Consider the following 17,262-nt stretch of genomic DNA (forward strand, 5'->3'; position numbering starts at 1 on the left):
ATTAACTCATCCATACGAACTTTTTCCCAGACCGGTTCCGCGAAACGCGGAACCGGTCTACTTGTTTGTTGACGCAATTCCGGGCGGAAAACCGCTTCACACTTTTCCTGGAATTGCTCTAGCGCGGAGACATCGACATGGTCGGAGTGGGCCTCATCGGCACGGGCTTCATGGGCAAGTGCCACGCCATCGCCTGGAACGCGGTCGGCACCGTCTTTCCCGATGTCGAGAAGCCGAGACTGGTGCATCTGGGCGAGGTCAATGACGAGCTTGCCAGGCGCAAGGCGGGCGAGTTCGGCTTCGCCAAGGGCTCCGGCGACTGGCGCGCCGTGGTCAACGACCCGGAGGTCGACGTCGTCTCGCTGACCACGCCCAACCAGTTCCATCCCGAAATGGCGATCGCGATCCTCGAAGCCGGCAAGCACCTGTGGTGCGAGAAGCCGATGGCGCCGAGTTTTGCGGAAGCCGAGGCGATGGCCGAGGCGGCAAAGAAATCCGGCAAGGCCGCCGTGCTTGGGTATAACTACATCCAGAACCCTGCCATCCGCCACATCGGCGCGCTGCTAGAGGAAAAGATCATCGGCGACGTCAATCTCGTCCGCATCGAGATGGACGAGGATTTCATGGCCGACCCCGACGCGCTGTTCTTCTGGAAGCATGAGGCTGCCTCCGGCTATGGCGCGCTCGACGATTTCGCCGTGCATCCGCTGTCGCTGATCGAGGTTTTGTTCGGCCGCGTCAGTCGCGTCATGTGCGACATGGCAAAACCCTATGCCGACCGCAAGGTCGCCTCCGGCGGCCGCCGCGCGGTCGAGACTTATGATATCGCAAGCGTCTTGATGCATCTCGAAAACGGCGTCGCCGGCACGCTCTTGGTCAACCGTTCGGCCTGGGGCCGTAAGGGCCGCATCGCCATCCAGATTTTCGGCTCGAAAGGCTCGATCCTCTACGACCAGGAGCGGATGAACGAGTTCCAGCTCTACCTCACCGCCGACCGGCCGACCGAGCAGGGCTATCGCACCATCCTGGTGGCGCCGCACCACAAGCCTTACGATTCCTTCCTGCCTGCGCCCGGCCATGGACTGGGCTTCAACGACCTCAAGATGATCGAATGCCGCGAGCTGTTGATGCGGATCGCCGGCAAGCCGGCGCGGATCATCGACTTCGACGAGGGGCTGGAGATCGAGCGCACGGTGCATGCGATGGCGCGGTCGTTCCAGGAGCAGCGCTGGATGGATGTGCGATAGTCCAACGGCCGGCGCCTGACGATGGATTGAAAGACCGCTTTCGGCTCGGAAGGGATCAGCCTCTCGCGCCGTCCGGCATGTCGATGCCGAGCAGCGCCTGCAGCCCGAACAGGACAAGCAGCGAGGCCACGAACATGCCGGCAAACACCGCGGTGCCGACAGCGGCACCCTTGCCGATCGTCGCATTGGTCATGCGCCAGGTCAGCACCATCGACAGCGCGAACAGAAGCAGCGAGACCAATCCGCTGATCTCGTCGGCCGAAGACACGAACAACCTCAGCAGCGCCGACGGCAGCATCAGCCAGGCGATGATGGCGGAGGCCCAGTTGGAGGCGACGACATAGTGGACGAAGCGGCCGCCGATGCCGGCGCGCGGCGCGACCAGCGCAAGCGCCACCAGCGGCAGCACCCAGGAGCCGATATCGACCGTCGCCAGCTTGAGCAGCATGCCGAGGCGGCCGGCGAAGGCGTTCGGATCGCCGATCTCGTTGGCGATGCCGACCCAGCCGACGATCAATGCCGGCAATGCCACGACGATGGCGAAGAAGGAATTCCAGAAACCGTCCGCCGAGAGGTCGAGCATGCGCAGGCCGTCTGCCTTGCCGAACATCAGCCGCCAGGCGCCGGCCAGCGAAGCATAGGTTTCGTCCGCCGAAAGCATGGTCACGCGAGGTCCTGTCCGAACCAGTCTTCGATGAAACGTTCGTAGATTTGGGTCAGCGTCTCGAGATCGGCAAGCGCCACGCGCTCGTCGACCATGTGCATGGACTTGCCGACCAGCCCGAACTCGACCACCGGGCAGTAATCCTTGATGAAACGCGCATCCGACGTGCCGCCGGAGGTGGAGAGCGCCGGCGTCTTGCCGACCACCGCCGCAACCGATGCGCTCAGCGTGCCGATCAGCTTGTCGTCGCGGGTGAGGAAGACATGGCTCGGCCGGTCGCGCCAGACGAGCTCGTAATCGACCGGCGTCTTCTTGCCCGGCCGGTATTTCTTGCGGCCCGCCGCTTGGTCGAGCCGGTTGTGGATCTCGGCCTGGATGGTCTCGGCATCCCAAGTGTCGTTGAAGCGGATGTTGAAGGTGGCGGTGGCCTTGGCCGGGATGACGTTGGTCGCCGGATTGCCGACATCGATCGACGTCACTTCCAGATTGGTCGGCTGGAAATCCTTCGTTCCCTTGTCGAATACCGGATGGAGCAGCGCATCGACCAGGCTCATCAGCCCGCGCACCGGATTGTCGGCAAGCTGCGGATAGGCGGCGTGGCCCTGGCGGCCGTTGACGATGACGCTGCCGGAGAGCGAGCCGCGCCGGCCGATCTTGATCATGTCGCCGAGCGTATCCGGATTGGTCGGCTCGCCGACGATCGAGGCATCCCACTTCTCGCCCTTGGCGGCCGCCCAGTCGAGCAGCTTCGTCGTGCCGTTGATGGCCGGCCCCTCCTCGTCGCCGGTGATCAGCAGCGAGACCGAACCTTTCGGGCCGCCGTTCTTGTCGATATGGCGCGCCACGGCGGCGATGAAGCAGGCGATGCCGCCCTTCATGTCGACGGCGCCGCGCCCGTACATCTCGCCATTGGCGACGTCGGCGGCAAAGGGCGGATGGGTCCAGGCCGCCTCGTCGCCGACCGGCACGACGTCGGTATGGCCGGCAAACATCAGATGCGGGCCGTTGCCGGAGCGGCGCGCATAGAGGTTTTCGATATCCGGCGTGCCGCTTTCGGCGAATACCGGCCGCTCGACCGAGAAGCCGAGCGGCTTCAGCATGACTTCCAGCGCCTGCAGCGCGCCGCCCTCGGCGGGCGTCACGGAGGGACAGCGGATCAGGGCGGCGAGGTTCCGGGCGGGGTCGGTCGGCAATTTCATGGGCAAAGCGATAGTCGAAAGCAACGGACCTGTCACGGTCGGACATGGTGGGCGATCACGCCGCCGACAATATGGTTGTCATGTCGTATAGTTGCGAGCCAAGTCGGGACGATTGCATGGCCAGGCAAGAAAAAACCATTGCCGTCGCCGGCGCCGGCAGCATTGGCTGCTATGTCGGCGGCTGCCTGGCGCTCGCCGGGCGAAAGGTGAATTTCCTCGGGCGCGGCCGCATCGTCGAGGCCATGCGCAAGGACGGGCTTCGGGTCAGCGATCTCGACGGCCGCGACCGCCGCATCGATCCGGAGGCGCTTACGGTCACCGACGATCCGGCGATGGCGCTGCGCAACGCGGATATCGTTCTCGTCACTGTGAAAAGCGGCGCGACCGTGGAGATGGCTGCGCTTCTTGCGGGCCGTGCCCGCCCCGACGCCATCGTGGTCAGCCTGCAGAACGGTGTCGGCAATGCGGACAAGCTGCGCGCCAAGCTTCCTGCGCAGCGCGTGCTCGCCGGCATGGTGCCGTTTAATGTCGTACAGTCGCCGGAGGGCGAGGCGCCGTTCCGGGTTCATCGAGCGAGCGAGGGCAAAATTGTGGTCGAGGAGGGGGTGGACGGCCTCGCTGGACTGCTCGGTGTCGAAGGGCTTGGGGTCGAAGCGCGTTCCGACATGAAGGCCGTGCAGTGGAGCAAGCTCTTGATGAACCTCAACAACGCGCTTGTGGCGCTCTCCGGCCTGCCGCTGGCGCGTGAGCTGGCCGACCGGCGCTGGCGCCGGATCCTGGCCGGCCAGATCGACGAGGCGCTCGCGGCGATGAAGGCCGCCGGCATGGAACCGGCGCGAATCACCGGCCTGCCGCCGTCGCTGCTGCCGAAAGTGCTGAGGCTTCCCGACTGGCTGTTCGGAGTGCTGGCCCGGCGCTTGCTGGCAATCGACCCGGAGGCTCGCTCCTCCATGTGGGACGATCTCGAGCGCCGCCGCCCGACCGAGATCGACGACTTGCAGGGCGCGGTGCTCAGCCTGGCGAAGCAGACGGGCACGCCGGCGCCGAAGATCGAGCGCGTCGCGGCGCTGGTGCGTCAGGCCGAGGCGGAAAAGCGCGGCCCGCCTGGATTGACGCCGGAGAATGTCATCGGCGGCCCTCGATCAGCGTGATCTTCTGCCAGATCTTGCGCGACAGGTTGGAGGCCAGGTTCTCGACGTCGTTGACGCCGTCGACGACCACGTCGTCATTGACCGATTGGGCAAACAGCGCCGCGATCTTGCCGGTGATCGACAGCATCTCCGAGCAATAGTCGAGATAGCGCGCGAGGTCGGCAGCGCTGGCGATGCGCGCCGGCGAATGGGCGGTCGGCTTGAAATTGGCCGACAGTCTCGCCGGATCCTTGGTCAGCTGGTGCATGTCGATGACATGGATCAACGAGCGAAGGCCATGCAGCTCGCGGAATACCTTCTTGCGCTTGATGCGCTCCTCGGCCCGCATCAGCGCCAGGAAGCCGACGACGGCAAGGATGAGGACATTGAGGGAGGATTCGATGCCTTGCACCGACTGGACGGCATCGCCGGGTCCGGAAAAGCGGCCGAGCGGCAGGATGGTGCCGACGAACAGGAAGATAAGCGCGCCGGCGACGACAGCGGCGATGATGACGCCGCGCAGCCACCAGATCGGCGCCTCCAGGGCCTTGGCGGCTTTTGCCAGGTCGCGCGACAGCGACACCAGTTCTCCGGCGACGCCACGCAGGCCTGCGTCCGGAAAGCGCTCAGCGACACGCTCTTCCAGCCTTTCGGCGGTCTCGATGATCAGCTTCGGATCAAGCGTGCGGTAGCGCATGGCGGCTGCTGCATCTAGCGGTCGGCCGGCGCATTCGTGCGGCTGCCGTAGCGATTGGGCCCGGCTTGCCCCGGAAACAGGCAAAGCACCAGGAAAGCGACGATCGATACGACTGGGACGAACAGCACCAGCGCCGCGATGCCCGGCTTGTCGAAATCGTGCAGCCGCTTCACCGCCAGCACGATGTTCGACCATAGCGAGGCGAGGAAGGTGAGGAAGAAGACGAACGACCACATGTTGCTCTCGGCCGAGCCGTCCGGCACCAGCGTGAAGCGATAGAGCGGGAAAGCCTGGACGAGCGCAACCAGCAATCCGCCGAGAAAATAGGCCGCGCGGCTGACGCGGCCCGAGGTTTTGAAGAAGAGCCAGATAAAGTCTGCTTTTTCAGGCAAGCGGGTCCGGTCCGTATTGATTGGCGCCATTGGTGCCTTCGAGGATGCCGAGCTCGATCAGCATCCAGATGCCGCCGATGATGGGGATAAGGCCGATCAGCGTCCACCAGCCCGACTTGTTACGGTCGTGCCAGCGTTTGGCATAGAGAGCAATCGCGAAATAGATCGATGCCAGCATGACGAGGATGCCGATGACGCCGATCTGATCGCCGCTGTCGGTGGTGAAACGCGTGCCGAGGATCGTATCGAGAATGAAGGCAACAATGGCGATGACGATGAATATACCGATGCCGGCCCAGAACTTGGCGCGGTTGATGCGGCCGTCGAAACTCGTCAGCAGGTACTTCCAGTCCATGACGCCCCTCCGTTGAACCGGCGCGACGGAATGTCGCGCCGGCGGAAGGTGCGTCCGTTTCCGGAAAAGATCAATCGCGCAGCAATTCGTTGATCGAGGTCTTGGAGCGGGTCTTGGCGTCGACGCGCTTGACGATGACGGCACAGTAGAGGCTTGGCCCCGGCTCGCCATTGGGCAGAGGCTTGCCAGGCAGCGAGCCGGCAACAACAACCGAATTCGGCGGCACTTCGCCGTAAAAGACCTCGCCGGTGGCGCGGTCGACGATCTTGGTCGACTGGCCGATGAACACGCCCATGCCGAGCACCGAGCCTTCGCGCACGATGCAGCCCTCGACCACTTCGGAGCGCGCGCCGATGAAGCAATTGTCCTCGATGATGGTCGGGCCGGCCTGCATCGGCTCCAGCACGCCGCCGATGCCGACGCCGCCGGAAAGATGCACGTTCTTGCCGATCTGGGCGCAGGAGCCGACCGAGGCCCAGGTGTCGACCATCGTGCCTGTATCGACATAGGCGCCGACATTGACGAAGGACGGCATCAGCACCGCGCCCGGGGCGACATAGGCCGAGCGGCGCACGACCGAGGACGGCACGGCGCGGAAGCCGGCCTTCTCGAAATCGACGGCGCTCCAGCCGTCGAACTTCGATGGCACCTTGTCCCACCAGACCGCCTGGCCCGGGCCACCCTTGATGATCTCCATCGGGTTCAGCCGGAAGGAGAGCAGCACCGCCTTCTTCAGCCACTGGTTGACGTGCCACTTGCCGTCCTCCTGACGCTCGGCGACGCGGGCCACGCCACGGTCGAGCAGGTCGAGCGCCGACTGGATGGCGTCGCGCGTTTCGCCGCGGGTGGCGGTCGAAATCGTATCGCGCTCCTCGAAGGCCTTTTCGATGGTCTTTTCGAGGCTCGCCAGATCAGGCGTGGACATGAATTTGCTCCATTACAAAGCTGTTAAGGGCTGCGGCTTAACCTGTTTTGAAATCGCGCGGACCCTATGTGAAGCCTGGATGAGGGTCAATCGCGGCTGCGTCACGGGACGGCGCAAGTGAAGGAATTAGGACGGTGGACTCAATGACACCCATGGAAAAGGCGGGATGGACGCCGCTGCCGCATTCGGACGAGGATCTGCAGCGGGCCAAAAGCGTGCCGGACACGCCGCAGACCCGAGCCGAAACCTATCGCCTGGCCTGGAACGATCCCGACTTCATGACGCGGCGCGAACTGCGCCCGGTACGCCTGCAGCTCGAGCTGCTGAAGCCGGAGATGATCCTCGCCGAGCGCGGCATCCGCTCGACCGTCATCCTGTTCGGCGGCGCAAGGCTGCCGGAGCCGGGCGGCGAGGCCTGGGCAGCGAAGAACGAGACGCAGAAGAAGAACCTCGAGCTGAACAGCAAATACTACGAAGAGGCGCGCAAGTTCGCCCGGTTGTGCTCGCAGCAGTCGGCCACGTCATACTACCGCGAATTCGTCGTCGTCACCGGCGGCGGACCCGGTGTCATGGAGGCTGGAAACCGCGGCGCCGACGATGTCGGCGCGCCGTCGATCGGCCTCAACATCGTACTGCCGCACGAGCAGGCGCCGAACGCCTATGTGACGCCCGAGCTCTGCTTCAATTTTCACTATTTCGCGATCCGCAAGATGCATTTCGTCATGCGCGCCAAGGCGGTGGCCGTGTTTCCGGGCGGCTTCGGCACGATGGACGAGTTCTTCGAGACGCTGACCTTGATCCAGACCGGGCGCATGGAGCGCGTGCCGGTGATCCTGTTCGGCAAGGCATTCTGGCAAAGGGCGATCGACCTCGATTTCCTCGCCGAGCAAGGCACGATCTCGCCCGGCGACCAGGATATCATCGATTTCGTCGACACCGCCGACGAAGCCTGGGAGATCGTCCGCCGCTTCTACAGTCTCTGAGGGAAGGCCGCCCGTTACTGCAACTCGGCCAGCCAGCCATTCGAATGCGCGAAGCGCACGATCGCCGCGCGGGAGTGGAGCTCGAGCTTGTCCGTTGCCCTGGTCCGGTAGGTCTCGATGGTCTTTATGCTGAGGTTGAGGCGCGAGGATATCTCCTTGTTGCTGTAGCCAAGCGCTACCAGCTGGATCACCGACCGCTCGCGCTCGCTGAGATTGCCGGCATCGCCCTGCGCGCCGTGGCGTGGGCTTAAGATTCGCGCCGCAAGCGCCGGGTCGACATAATTGTCGCCGGCCAGCACGCAGCGGATGGCCTGCAGCAGGTCCGTCGCGGTCGAGCGTTTGACCACGAAACCGCGTGCTCCGGCAGCCAGCACCTGGCGCAGGCAGCCGGGGTCCTCATGCGCGGTCAGCGCGATGCAACCGAGTTCGGGAAAGCGTTCGACGAGCCGTTCGATGAGCGTGACCCCGTTGACGCCGGGGAGCGAGATATCCACCACGGCGACGTCCGGAAGGGCCTTGCCGATCCCCTCGAAGGCCTCATCGGCATTCGCCGCCAGTCCGACGATCGTCAGATCGTCCTGGCTGTTGATCATCGCACCGACGCCGGACAGGATGATCGGATGGTCGTCGACCACGAATATGCGCCTGCAGCACACCTTTAACCTCCATCAGTCTGTCAAAGGGCCCGTCACTCAAAGCGGGTCCCTTTGTGCTTGATGGTCTAGGCAACTGCCCCGCCTGGCGCGGGACGCCCGTCTGTTTCTCAGCAAAGCCGCAAAACGGCCGCAACGGGTAAGCCATCCCCCGCCTGACCCATGATCCAGGATTGTAAGCCGCGGCCGACGATTTCGGATGTGGAACGCTTCACGTAGGCGCTCGCAGCGCTGCCGTGCGCCCAATTGTTCCCCCAGCGCTCAACCGGGCAAAGGCACATCGGCGTAGATGGCGGTCCCCTTGCCCTTGGCGGTTTCGACCGTGAACTCGCCTCCGATCAAGGCGAGGCGCTCCTTCATGCCCGCAAGTCCCAGATGGCGAGAGCCAGGCGCGATATTGGCATCGAACCCATGGCCATTGTCCTCGACGGTCAGCCGCAGCCTGTTGTCCCAGATGTGGGCCGTCACGCTGACCCGGCTCGGCTGAGCATGCTTGCCGATGTTGGTGAGGGCCTCCTGCACGATGCGATAGAGCGTCAGCGCGACTTCGGGCTCGAGCGGCCTCGACAGGGCTTCGAGATCGACGTCGCAGGGTATGCAGAGCTGAGCGCACAGCATGCTGGCCAGATCCTCGACCGAGGCGCGGAGGCCCAGGCGATCGAGATCCGCGGGGCGCAGGCTCCAGGCGGCATCGTGCACCCTGGTGCTCAGCTGGTCGACGAGCTGAGCCGCGCGCGCGAGGCGGGCATCGAGTTCCGCGGAGTCCGCGCGGATAGAGTGCAGCTCCAGCGCCACGCTTGCCAGCATCTGGCCGAGATCGTCGTGCAGCTCGCGTGACAGGCGCAGGCGCTGTTCTTCCTGCACGGCAATCAACCGCCGCGTCAATCTCCGGCGCTGGGCCTTCGCAGTTTCGTCCTCGCCTGGCTGGATGGTCGCCCGCATCAGCGTTCTCTTCTCCATGCCGTTCCCGAGGCGCGCAAGCTGTTCACGGATCGGCCAGAAAAGGCATGAAAGTCTGTTCCTCCACACAGTATACACCCGCCATAAGCCTTTATGCCTGTCAGTTTTTTCCCGATGCCTTCAACTTTTCCTGACAAGCACATCAGCTGAAAAACCGACAAGCCATGCCGATCGGCCCGGATGTCTCGGCATCTTTTCTGCAGGCATCCTTGTTGCGTGGTTCCGGTCATCTTGTGCTGGCCGGGATGTTCAACGCAAACCAAGGAGAACGTCATGAGGAAGATCATTCTGGCCGCGGCTGTCCTGTCGGCTCTGACCGGTACGGCATCCGCCGTTTCGATCGGCAGCGGGAATGGCAATGGCAATGGCAATGTCGGGGCCGGCAACGGCAACGGAAACGGCAACGCCAATACCGGCGCCTTCAACGGCAACTTCAACGGCAACGGCAATTTCGGTTTCGGCAACGGCAATGGCAACGGCAATGCCAACATGGGCGCCTTCAACGGCAACTACAACGGCAACCTCAATGCCGGCGCCGCCAACGGCAACGGCAACGGTAACGGCAACTTCGGCCTCGGCAACGGCAACGTGAACGGCAACGGCAACTGGGGCTTCGGCAACGGCAACGCCAACGGCAACGCCAATGCGGGCATTGGCAACGGCAATGGCAACGGTAACGCCAACCATTAGCGTCGAAAGACGCTGACGCCTCTGGGATCGCCGAGCCTCGCGCCCGTCCCCCACGCCAGGCTATCGCGACATGTCGCCGGCGATCCCAGTCCTTTTCCAAGCAGAGAGTCCCTTTTCCAAGCAGAGAGTCCCTTTTTCCAACCAAGCCATGGAAGGAGTTCGCAGATGAAACGGTGTGTCATCCCGGCGCTTTGCCTGGGGCTGTTGAGCGCAACCGCGGCGAAGGCCGACACCACGACGGGCAGCCAGGCCTTCAGCATGTCACGCGTCCAGCAAAACGCCGGCCAATACGGCCAATATATCGGTTCGAACGTCAGGGGCATGGACCCACTCGGCAACCTGGGCGGCAATGTCGGCTACAAGAACACCGGCAGCGGCAATATCGGCGCCTTCAACAGCGGGACCGGCAATGTCGGGGCCTTCAACGGCAACGACAACACGTCCGCGACGAGCGGGAACCGCAATATCGGGGCCTTCAACGGCAACGGCAACACCGGCGAACATGACGGCAACACCAATGTCGGCGCCTTCAACGGCAACTACAATGGCGGCTCGTTCAACGGCAACGGCAACGCCGGCGCGTTCAACGGCAATTTCAACGGCCGGGGAAACCGCTGATGGCCTGGCTCAGACCATCCGCTTCCGTCCGGCGCGGCGCGAAGCCGGCGCTGGCAAGGCCGTTGGACGGAAGCGGCATCGCGGTTTGCACGCTGCTTGCCGCGATCGTGGTTGCCGACGCCTCGACGGTGGTCAGGATAGCCGATCTTCCCATCGGCCGCGGCCCCATCGACCGCGGCGAAGTCGCGATTGCCGGTCTCGGCCTCGGTCTGGACAAGGCCGACGGGTCAAACGGCAATTGGAATTCGGGCAATTTCAACGGCAACGGCAATCGCGGCAGTTTCAACGGCAATGGAAATGCCGGCAGCTTCAACGGCAATGGCAACGCAGGCAGCTTCAACGGCAACGCCAATTGCGGCGGCGGCTTCGGCAATGGGTTTTCGTCCGACGGCAACGGCAACGGAAAGCGCCAAAATACGCCTGAATGGTGCCGGTTGCTGAAAAACCTGAACGGCCAGTTGGGGCTGCCGCCCGGCACGATCCCGAACTTCGATTAGGTCCTCGACGCAAGGATTTTGAAACGTGCAGAGCTTGTCGGCAGGTAAGGTTTCATGGCTCGCTTCGCCGAGCCATCGCAGACGTTTGGAATTGGCTGAAGCCACCCAACGTCGTCACCCCAGGGCGAAGCAGGAGCGAAGCGACGCGGCGCAGACCTCAGGATGACGAAGCGATCGGCGTTTCGGGCAATCTCCAAGGCATGCGATACGCCGACAATCTGGAGTTGGGTTCAGGCCGGGACTTCGACGATCGCCGACAGGAAGCCGGCGAGGTCGTCGGTGACGAAATCCACGTCGTCCTCATTCGCCGGATCGCGCTCCCATATCTCCGAGAAGGTCGGCTCGAAATTGCGCGGCACAACCAGCACAGTCGTCATGCCGAGCGATTTCGGCACCGAGAGGTTGCGCGCCAGATCCTCGAACATCACCGCATTATGGCCGGTGACGGAATGCAGCTCGGCGAACCTTTCATAGGTCTGGCGCGCCGGCTTGGGGTTAAGCCCGGCCGCGACGATGTCGAAGATGTCGTCGAAATGGTCCAACACGCCGAGCTGGCGCGCGGCGCGCTCGGCATGCCTGCGGTCGCCATTGGTGAAAATGAACTTACGGCCCGGCAACTGCCGGATCGCCGCGCCCAGCACCGGATCGGGCACCAGCCAGGAATAGTCGATGTCGTGCACCTTCTCGAGGAAGTCGTCGGGGTCGATGCCGTGGCGCGCCATCAGCCCGTTCAGCGTCGTGCCATATTGCTGGTAGAGCTCTTTCTGCAGCTTGCGCGCCTCTTCCCGCGACAGGGTCAGCAGCTCGCTGACATAGGCGGTCATCTTCACGTCGATCTGCGCGAACAGATTCGAATGATGCGGATAGAGCGTGTTGTCGAGGTCGAACACCCAATCCGTGACATGGGCAAATCGCGAGGGGTCGGGTGTCGTTGTCATGGCTTCCTTATGGCATGCGGACGCGGACTTTATCCACAACTTCTGCGCGTCGCGCATAGTGAAAATAGCCTCTCGCTTCAAATTTTAACCGTCCCGGAAAGGTCGCCTTCAGCGCTTGCTGGCACATAGGCATTCCGTCGGGAGTGAGCGATGAGCCGCATAATTTTGAAGTCCGCAGCCGTCGCGTTCGCTTCGGTCGCCGTCTCGCTTTTGTTAACGCTGGTTGTGGTCCCGGCAATGGGCTTTCCGGTCAGCCGCACCGTCTGGCTGACGGTCACGGTTTGCCCCTTGATGCTCGCCTGGATCGCCAGCGCGGGCACCTTCTGGCAAAGCGACCGGCTGAAGAACGCGCATCGCGAGCTTGCCCGCGCGCATGCGCAGCTCGCCGCCGCCCACAGGCGCCTGTCGGAGAAGGCTAGCCGCGACGACATGACCGGCATGCTCAACCGCGAGACCTTCTTCGCCGCGCTCGACGGCTCCCGCCGCAAGGCCGATCGCGGCGCGCTGCTGATCATCGACGCCGATCACTTCAAGACCATCAACGACAATTACGGTCACCTGACCGGCGACGATGCGCTGCTTCTGATCGCCGGCGCCATCGAGCGGGGGGTGCGCAGCGGCGACGTGCTCGGCCGCATCGGCGGCGAGGAGTTCGCCGCCTTCCTGGTCGGCGCCACCGAGCCGGAGGCGAGGCATGTGGCCGAGCGCATCCGCCGCGAGGTCGAGCTGATCCGGTTCCGCCCCGTCGATCAGCGGACCGTGCCATTGACCGTCTCGATCGGCGGCATCACCTGCGGCGAGAGCGCCACCGTGTCGGAGCTGATGCGCGCCGCCGACCGCAGGCTTTACGAGGCCAAGCATCGCGGCCGCAACCTTTCCATTCTCGATCGCGACATTTCGGAAGCCGCCTGAGGCTTGGGTGGGCGTTAGCAAATTCCTAACCCTTTCCAAATTCAACCGCGGCGATTGCGCGGTTGTAACTGCGTCTTCATCTAGACTTGGCACGGAATTGGCCTCTCCGGCGGCGTGTGTGCCGTCCGGGAACGGCATGCGTGTATCGAGCCTCATCGAAAGACGTGTCATGACCCATTTCATCAAGATGTCGCGCCGCACGATCCTGCAGGCGCTGATCACGCTGCCCGCGCTGTCGCTGTTCCGCCACCAGGTTGCCGTCCCCAGCCCTGACGAGATCGCCCGCGATGAGATCATCGAGGTCAACGGCTGGATCCTGAAGCGGAGCGATCTCGCATGATCTTCGACAGCTACGAGGCCTATAGGCAGGCGAGCTTCAAACCCAAGGTCTGCATCCTCGGCTCCGGCCCGGCCGGCACCACGATTGCCAGGAAACTGGGCGCCGCCGGCATTCCGGTGGTCGTTCTGGAGGCCGGCTCGCGCGAATTCAGCGACGAGTCGCAGGATTTCTACCGCGGCGCCACGGTCGGCGATTTCTATTTCGATCTCGACATCACCAGGCTGCGCTTCATGGGCGGCTCTTCGAACCACTGGGCCGGCTGGTGCCGCGTGCTCGACAGCCAGGATTTCCAGCCCAAGGCATGGGCGCCGGATACCGGCTGGCCGATCAGCCGCGCCGATATCGAACCTTATCTGCCCGAAGTCCGCGATATTCTCGAGCTTCCCGACTTCCGGCCCGATGTCCCAATCTCGGACGACATCCGCTGGGTGCAGTTGATCAAGAGCGGCGCCGTGCGCTTTGCCGAGAAATTCGCCGACGAGCTCGACCGGAGCAAGAACGTCGCCGTCGTGCTCAACACCTACGCAACGGAGCTCGCCGGCGACGGCAAGCGCGTGACCGGCGCCAAATTGTGGTCGAACGGCCAGGACGCCGGCACCTTCACGGCGGATTACTTCATCACCTGCACCGGCGGGTTGGAGAACTCCAAGCTGCTGCTCTGGTCGAACCGGCGCTCGAATGGCGGTGTCGTGCCGAACGCCGCAGCACTCGGCCGCTATTGGATGGAGCACCCGACTTTCGAGGGCGGCAATGCCATCCTCGCCAGCTACGGCGAGTTCGAGGTCGACGCCTCGAACGAAGCCTTCTTCTCGCCGACGCCTGCCGCGATGGAGCGGCTGCAGATCCTGAATTTCGGCATCAGGCTGATCGAGATGCCCTACCCGAATGTCAAACGGCTGATCGCCGACCTCGCCTGCACCGCGCCCAATATGGCGGAATGGATGTCGGACCAGCTCAGCCAGCGCCTGCGTTGCGCCGCCCAGCTCTACGTCGCCTGGGAACAGGCGCCGCTCGCCTCGAACCAGATCGAGCTGTCGAAGACCGATGTCGACCACGCCGGCGTGCCGCGCATCGAGCTGCACTGGAAGAAGTCGCCGCTCGAGCGCCGCACCTTGCTGGAGGGCTTGCGGCTCTTCGGCACCACCATGGCGCAGAAGAATCTCGGCCGCGTGCGCATCGCCGACTGGATCAGCAATGGCAGCGACTACCCGACGAACCAGGAAACGGCGGGCCACCACCATATGGGCGGCACCCGCATGGGCACCGATGTCTTGAAGAGCGTCGTCGACGCCAACTGCAAGGTGCACGGCATGGACAACCTCTATGTCGGCGGCTCCTCGGTGTTCTGCACGTCCGGGCAGTGCAACCCGACGACCACCATCACCGCGCTCGCCTGCCGGCTGGGCGATCACCTGAGCAAGGTGATCACAGTCTGAGCTCCCCGAAAGGCAGGCAGCGCCGGCGCCTGGAATAGCAGCCGGCGCCGCCCTGGCGCGCCTTTTTGGGAGAGTTCGATCGGGCCTAGAGTCGTTCCGCTTTTCGCTAAACGCTGAACCGCCCTAAATTTGTCTTACGCAATTCCGGACGGAAAACCGCTGCGCACTTTTCCTGGAATTGCTCAAAGTATTGTCTTACGCAATTCCGGACGGAAAACCGCTGCGCACTTTTCCTGGAATTGCTCAAAGCCCGTAAACGGCGACGCGCACCAGCACGGCCGCGGCGGCAAGCGCCACCAGAAGAATGCCGAGGCCGATGGGCGAGCCCCAGCCATACCATTACATCGCCAGCTTGGCGTATCTGTACTCCTCCTCATTCGAGAGATGGTTGCGCTGTTGAATCAAGCTCATCGTTCACTCCTTTGTCGGCGACTTTGCCCTTGCCTTGCAAAGGGCGGCGTCGCATATTTGATACGATAGTCTGAATGTTCGACAGATTGATAGTTAGATGATTGAAGTAAATTCGTCAAGCGCCGATCGGGCTGAAATGACAGCGGCCGTCAGCCTCGCCGTCATGCGCTGGCAGGACGCGACGCAGGCCTATGACGAGGCGGTGGGGGCGCGGCTCGGGCTGATCGCTGCCGAGCGGCATTGCCTGGGCCTGCTCTATGGCGGGCCGCAGTCGGCAGGCGCCGTGGCAGCGGCAACGGGGCTGACGCCGGCAGCGGTGACGGCCCTGATCGACCGGCTGGAGGCGCGCGGGCTCGTCACCCGAACCCGCAGCCTGGAGGACAGGCGCAAGGTGGTGATCGAGGCGACAGGGCTGACGAGGGAATTGTCGGAGCGCTACTACGGCGCCATCGCGCGGGAAGGCGAAAAAGTGGTCGCGAGCTTCAGCGACGCCGAACTGGCGACCGTGCTGCGCTTTATCAACGCCGCGCTCGATCTGCAGAACAAGCAGCTTGCAAAGTTGAAGGCCGAGCCGGCTTGAACGGTCCAGTCGCCGTCTCGGCAACTGGACCGCTCTGAGGCCGGCTGGGCGAAAGCCGGCTTTGGCTAGAGCGTTTCACCGTTTCACGGAAACGGCGAACCGCTCTATCTCTTTGTTTTGAAGCAATTCCGGACGGAAAACCGTTACACACTTTTCCTGGAATTGCTCTAAACCGTGGCCGGATCGAGCGCCGGCTGGCCCTTGAACCGCGCGATGATGCCGGCAAGGTCGTCGCCGGCGAATGCATCGCGCAACGCGTCGAAGGACGGCAGCACGAAATAGGCGCGCTGGAACTTGTCGATCTCGTAGCCGGTGCGCATCACCGTCTCGAGGTCGAACGGCACATGGTGCGCATCCTTGCTTTCGACCGCGAACTGCAGCTCGGTGAAGGACGACATCAGCCCGGCGCCGAAGGCCTTCAGCGGCTGGCCGGCTTCCTGGATGAGGCCGTATTCGGCGCTGTACCAGTAGAGCCGGGTGATCATCTCGTCGCCGCCGAGCGCGATCATGTCCTCGGCCTTCTCGCCGTACATCTGCATGAAGTCGGCAAATACCGGCTGCGTCAGGATCGGCACGTGGCCGAAGAAGTCGTGGAACATGTCCGGCTCGACGATATAGTCGAGCTCCTGCCTCGTCCGCAGCCAGTTGGTGACCGGGAAGCGCCGGTTGGCCAGATGATCGAAGAAGGGGCCGGCGGGGATCAGGCCGGGCACCGCCACGATCTCCCAGCCGGTCAGCTTGCGCAGTTTTTCGCTGATGGCGTCGAAATCCGGAATTTTGTCGAGCAGGCCGAGCGTTGCGACGCCGTCGAGATAGGAACGGTGCGCGAGCCTCTGTGTCAGCTTCGTCTGGCGGTCGCAGAGCGTGCGCCACACCGCCTGCTCTTCGGCCGAATAGTCGTACCCTTGAGCCACCGTGAAATCGGCGCGGCAAACCGAATAATCGCCGCGAAGGCCCTGCGCGGCGCATTCGCGGGCATAGTCGGCAACGCTGATCGTCATTTTTTCCTCCTCAAGATCGTGATCCGCGGATCATGAATACATGGTAGCCGCGGCTGGCGAGGCAAATCAGCCTTGTTTGTAGCCAAATGACCAGTTTTGAGGTAAGCTTCGCTCGAAACCGCAGATCGAGGAGTGGAAATGCCTCAATTGGATGAGTTCGAGATAAAAATGCTCGACGTCTTGCAGCGCGATGGACGAATGCCCGTGTCGGAGCTGGCGCAGGAGATCGGCCTGTCGACCACGCCCTGCGCTCGCCGCTTCGAGGCGCTGCAGGGCGCCGGCATCATCAAGGGCTTTGCCGCCATGCTCAGTCGCCGGGCGCTCGGCCTGATGGTCGAGGTATTCATCCAGGTCCGCCTGGTGAGCCACAGCGACGGCTCGCCGGAAAGTTTCATCGCCGCCGTGCAGCGCATGGACGAGGTCTCGTCCTGCTGGACGATGACAGGCGACCACGATTTTCTGCTGCATGTGATGGTGCCGTCGGTGGACGATCTCAACGGCTTCGTCATGCACCGGCTTATGCGGCTGCCCGGTGTGCGTGACGTCCACACCCAGCTCGTGCTGCAGAATATCAAGGGGCCTGGTCATGTGCCGCTCACCCATCTGCGGCGTTAGATTATGTCTGCAACCGGGT

21 protein-coding genes are annotated in these 17,262 nt (G+C 63.5%); 11 read left to right on the forward strand and 10 right to left on the reverse strand.

Translation table 11 applies throughout. The features are described from left to right. Window positions 1-137: 137 nt before the first annotated feature. Complete coding sequence (locus EJ071_RS03130; RefSeq protein WP_126096776.1) at window positions 138-1,247, forward strand: Gfo/Idh/MocA family oxidoreductase; 1,110 nt, start codon at window positions 138-140, stop codon at window positions 1,245-1,247. Window positions 1,248-1,302: 55 nt separating this feature from the next. Here EJ071_RS03130 and EJ071_RS03135 read toward each other — a convergent pair whose 3' ends face one another. Both EJ071_RS03135 and dapE read right to left on the reverse strand, forming a co-directional pair. After that, window positions 1,303-1,908: a transporter gene (locus EJ071_RS03135; protein ID WP_126102462.1), complete on the reverse strand. Its 606-nt coding sequence runs from the start codon at window positions 1,906-1,908 to the stop codon at window positions 1,303-1,305. A gap of 2 nt (window positions 1,909-1,910) precedes the next feature. Beyond that, a complete protein-coding gene (dapE, locus tag EJ071_RS03140; RefSeq protein ID WP_126096777.1) occupies window positions 1,911-3,110 on the reverse strand; it encodes a succinyl-diaminopimelate desuccinylase in 1,200 nt (399 codons plus the stop codon). 116 nt (window positions 3,111-3,226) lie between these two features. On the opposite strand from dapE, the gene EJ071_RS03145 reads away from it, so the two are divergent. Beyond that, on the forward strand, window positions 3,227-4,261 hold the full coding sequence (locus tag EJ071_RS03145; protein ID WP_126096778.1) for a 2-dehydropantoate 2-reductase: 1,035 nt from the start codon (window positions 3,227-3,229) through the stop codon (window positions 4,259-4,261). Here the strand turns inward: EJ071_RS03145 and EJ071_RS03150 are convergent. The 4 genes from EJ071_RS03150 to dapD form a co-directional block, all read right to left on the reverse strand. Continuing rightward, window positions 4,236-4,937: a hypothetical protein gene (locus tag EJ071_RS03150; protein ID WP_126096779.1), complete on the reverse strand. Its 702-nt coding sequence runs from the start codon at window positions 4,935-4,937 to the stop codon at window positions 4,236-4,238. The two genes, EJ071_RS03145 and EJ071_RS03150, sit on opposite strands and share 26 nt — an antisense overlap. A gap of 14 nt (window positions 4,938-4,951) precedes the next feature. Continuing rightward, entirely contained in the window at window positions 4,952-5,329 is a 378-nt protein-coding gene (locus EJ071_RS03155; RefSeq protein WP_189521405.1) for a DUF805 domain-containing protein, read from the reverse strand. Next, complete coding sequence (locus EJ071_RS03160; protein WP_126096781.1) at window positions 5,322-5,684, reverse strand: DUF805 domain-containing protein; 363 nt, start codon at window positions 5,682-5,684, stop codon at window positions 5,322-5,324. The genes EJ071_RS03155 and EJ071_RS03160 overlap by 8 nt, the downstream gene beginning before the upstream one ends. Before the next feature lie 70 nt (window positions 5,685-5,754). Beyond that, on the reverse strand, window positions 5,755-6,609 hold the full coding sequence (dapD, locus tag EJ071_RS03165) for a 2,3,4,5-tetrahydropyridine-2,6-dicarboxylate N-succinyltransferase (protein ID WP_126096782.1): 855 nt from the start codon (window positions 6,607-6,609) through the stop codon (window positions 5,755-5,757). A gap of 143 nt (window positions 6,610-6,752) precedes the next feature. Between dapD and EJ071_RS03170 the strand changes: the two genes are divergently transcribed. Then, window positions 6,753-7,592, forward strand: coding sequence for an LOG family protein (locus tag EJ071_RS03170; RefSeq protein WP_126096783.1), 840 nt, complete (start codon window positions 6,753-6,755; stop codon window positions 7,590-7,592). A 14-nt stretch (window positions 7,593-7,606) separates the two neighbouring features. Here EJ071_RS03170 and EJ071_RS03175 read toward each other — a convergent pair whose 3' ends face one another. After that, entirely contained in the window at window positions 7,607-8,248 is a 642-nt protein-coding gene (locus EJ071_RS03175; protein ID WP_245460159.1) for a response regulator transcription factor, read from the reverse strand. A 258-nt stretch (window positions 8,249-8,506) separates the two neighbouring features. Further along, the gene (locus EJ071_RS03180; RefSeq protein WP_126096784.1) at window positions 8,507-9,205 is read right to left on the reverse strand and encodes a sensor histidine kinase; all 699 of its coding nucleotides are present in this window, start codon (window positions 9,203-9,205) and stop codon (window positions 8,507-8,509) included. A 273-nt stretch (window positions 9,206-9,478) separates the two neighbouring features. Here EJ071_RS03180 and EJ071_RS38320 point away from each other — a divergent pair, with 273 nt between their 5' ends. The 3 genes from EJ071_RS38320 (at window position 9,479) to EJ071_RS03195 (ending at window position 11,010) form a co-directional block, all read left to right on the forward strand. Beyond that, window positions 9,479-9,895 carry a hypothetical protein gene (locus EJ071_RS38320; RefSeq protein WP_189521406.1) on the forward strand — a complete coding sequence of 139 codons (417 nt, stop codon included), beginning with the start codon at window positions 9,479-9,481 and terminating at the stop codon, window positions 9,893-9,895. A 165-nt stretch (window positions 9,896-10,060) separates the two neighbouring features. Continuing rightward, on the forward strand, window positions 10,061-10,513 hold the full coding sequence (locus tag EJ071_RS03190) for a hypothetical protein (protein WP_126096785.1): 453 nt from the start codon (window positions 10,061-10,063) through the stop codon (window positions 10,511-10,513). After that, window positions 10,513-11,010, forward strand: coding sequence for a hypothetical protein (locus EJ071_RS03195; RefSeq protein WP_126096786.1), 498 nt, complete (start codon window positions 10,513-10,515; stop codon window positions 11,008-11,010). Before EJ071_RS03190 ends, EJ071_RS03195 begins: the two co-directional genes overlap by 1 nt. 230 nt (window positions 11,011-11,240) lie before the next feature. On the opposite strand, the gene EJ071_RS03200 is transcribed toward EJ071_RS03195, so the two are convergent. Next, window positions 11,241-11,948 (reverse strand): pyrimidine 5'-nucleotidase, encoded by a 708-nt coding sequence (locus EJ071_RS03200; protein ID WP_126096787.1) that lies wholly within the window; start codon window positions 11,946-11,948, stop codon window positions 11,241-11,243. Between the two features lie 150 nt (window positions 11,949-12,098). On the opposite strand from EJ071_RS03200, the gene EJ071_RS03205 reads away from it, so the two are divergent. The 4 genes from EJ071_RS03205 to EJ071_RS03220 all read left to right on the forward strand — a co-directional run bounded on the left by EJ071_RS03205 (window position 12,099) and on the right by EJ071_RS03220 (window position 15,627). After that, window positions 12,099-12,860, forward strand: coding sequence for a GGDEF domain-containing protein (locus tag EJ071_RS03205; RefSeq protein ID WP_126096788.1), 762 nt, complete (start codon window positions 12,099-12,101; stop codon window positions 12,858-12,860). Between the two features lie 169 nt (window positions 12,861-13,029). Further along, on the forward strand, window positions 13,030-13,200 hold the full coding sequence (locus tag EJ071_RS38325) for a hypothetical protein (RefSeq protein WP_189521407.1): 171 nt from the start codon (window positions 13,030-13,032) through the stop codon (window positions 13,198-13,200). Next, entirely contained in the window at window positions 13,197-14,636 is a 1,440-nt protein-coding gene (locus EJ071_RS03210) for a GMC family oxidoreductase (RefSeq protein WP_126096789.1), read from the forward strand. The genes EJ071_RS38325 and EJ071_RS03210 overlap by 4 nt, the downstream gene beginning before the upstream one ends. 508 nt (window positions 14,637-15,144) lie before the next feature. Further along, the gene (locus EJ071_RS03220) at window positions 15,145-15,627 is read left to right on the forward strand and encodes a MarR family transcriptional regulator (RefSeq protein ID WP_126096790.1); all 483 of its coding nucleotides are present in this window, start codon (window positions 15,145-15,147) and stop codon (window positions 15,625-15,627) included. Between the two features lie 167 nt (window positions 15,628-15,794). On the opposite strand, the gene phhA is transcribed toward EJ071_RS03220, so the two are convergent. Continuing rightward, on the reverse strand, window positions 15,795-16,628 hold the full coding sequence (gene phhA, locus EJ071_RS03225; protein ID WP_126096791.1) for a phenylalanine 4-monooxygenase: 834 nt from the start codon (window positions 16,626-16,628) through the stop codon (window positions 15,795-15,797). Window positions 16,629-16,766: 138 nt separating this feature from the next. On the opposite strand from phhA, the gene EJ071_RS03230 reads away from it, so the two are divergent. Continuing rightward, a complete protein-coding gene (locus EJ071_RS03230) occupies window positions 16,767-17,243 on the forward strand; it encodes an Lrp/AsnC family transcriptional regulator (protein ID WP_126096792.1) in 477 nt (158 codons plus the stop codon). Window positions 17,244-17,262: the final 19 nt, after the last annotated feature.

It is taken from the genome of Mesorhizobium sp. M1B.F.Ca.ET.045.04.1.1, assembly GCF_003952465.1.
GTDB lineage: Bacteria > Pseudomonadota > Alphaproteobacteria > Rhizobiales > Rhizobiaceae > Mesorhizobium > Mesorhizobium shonense.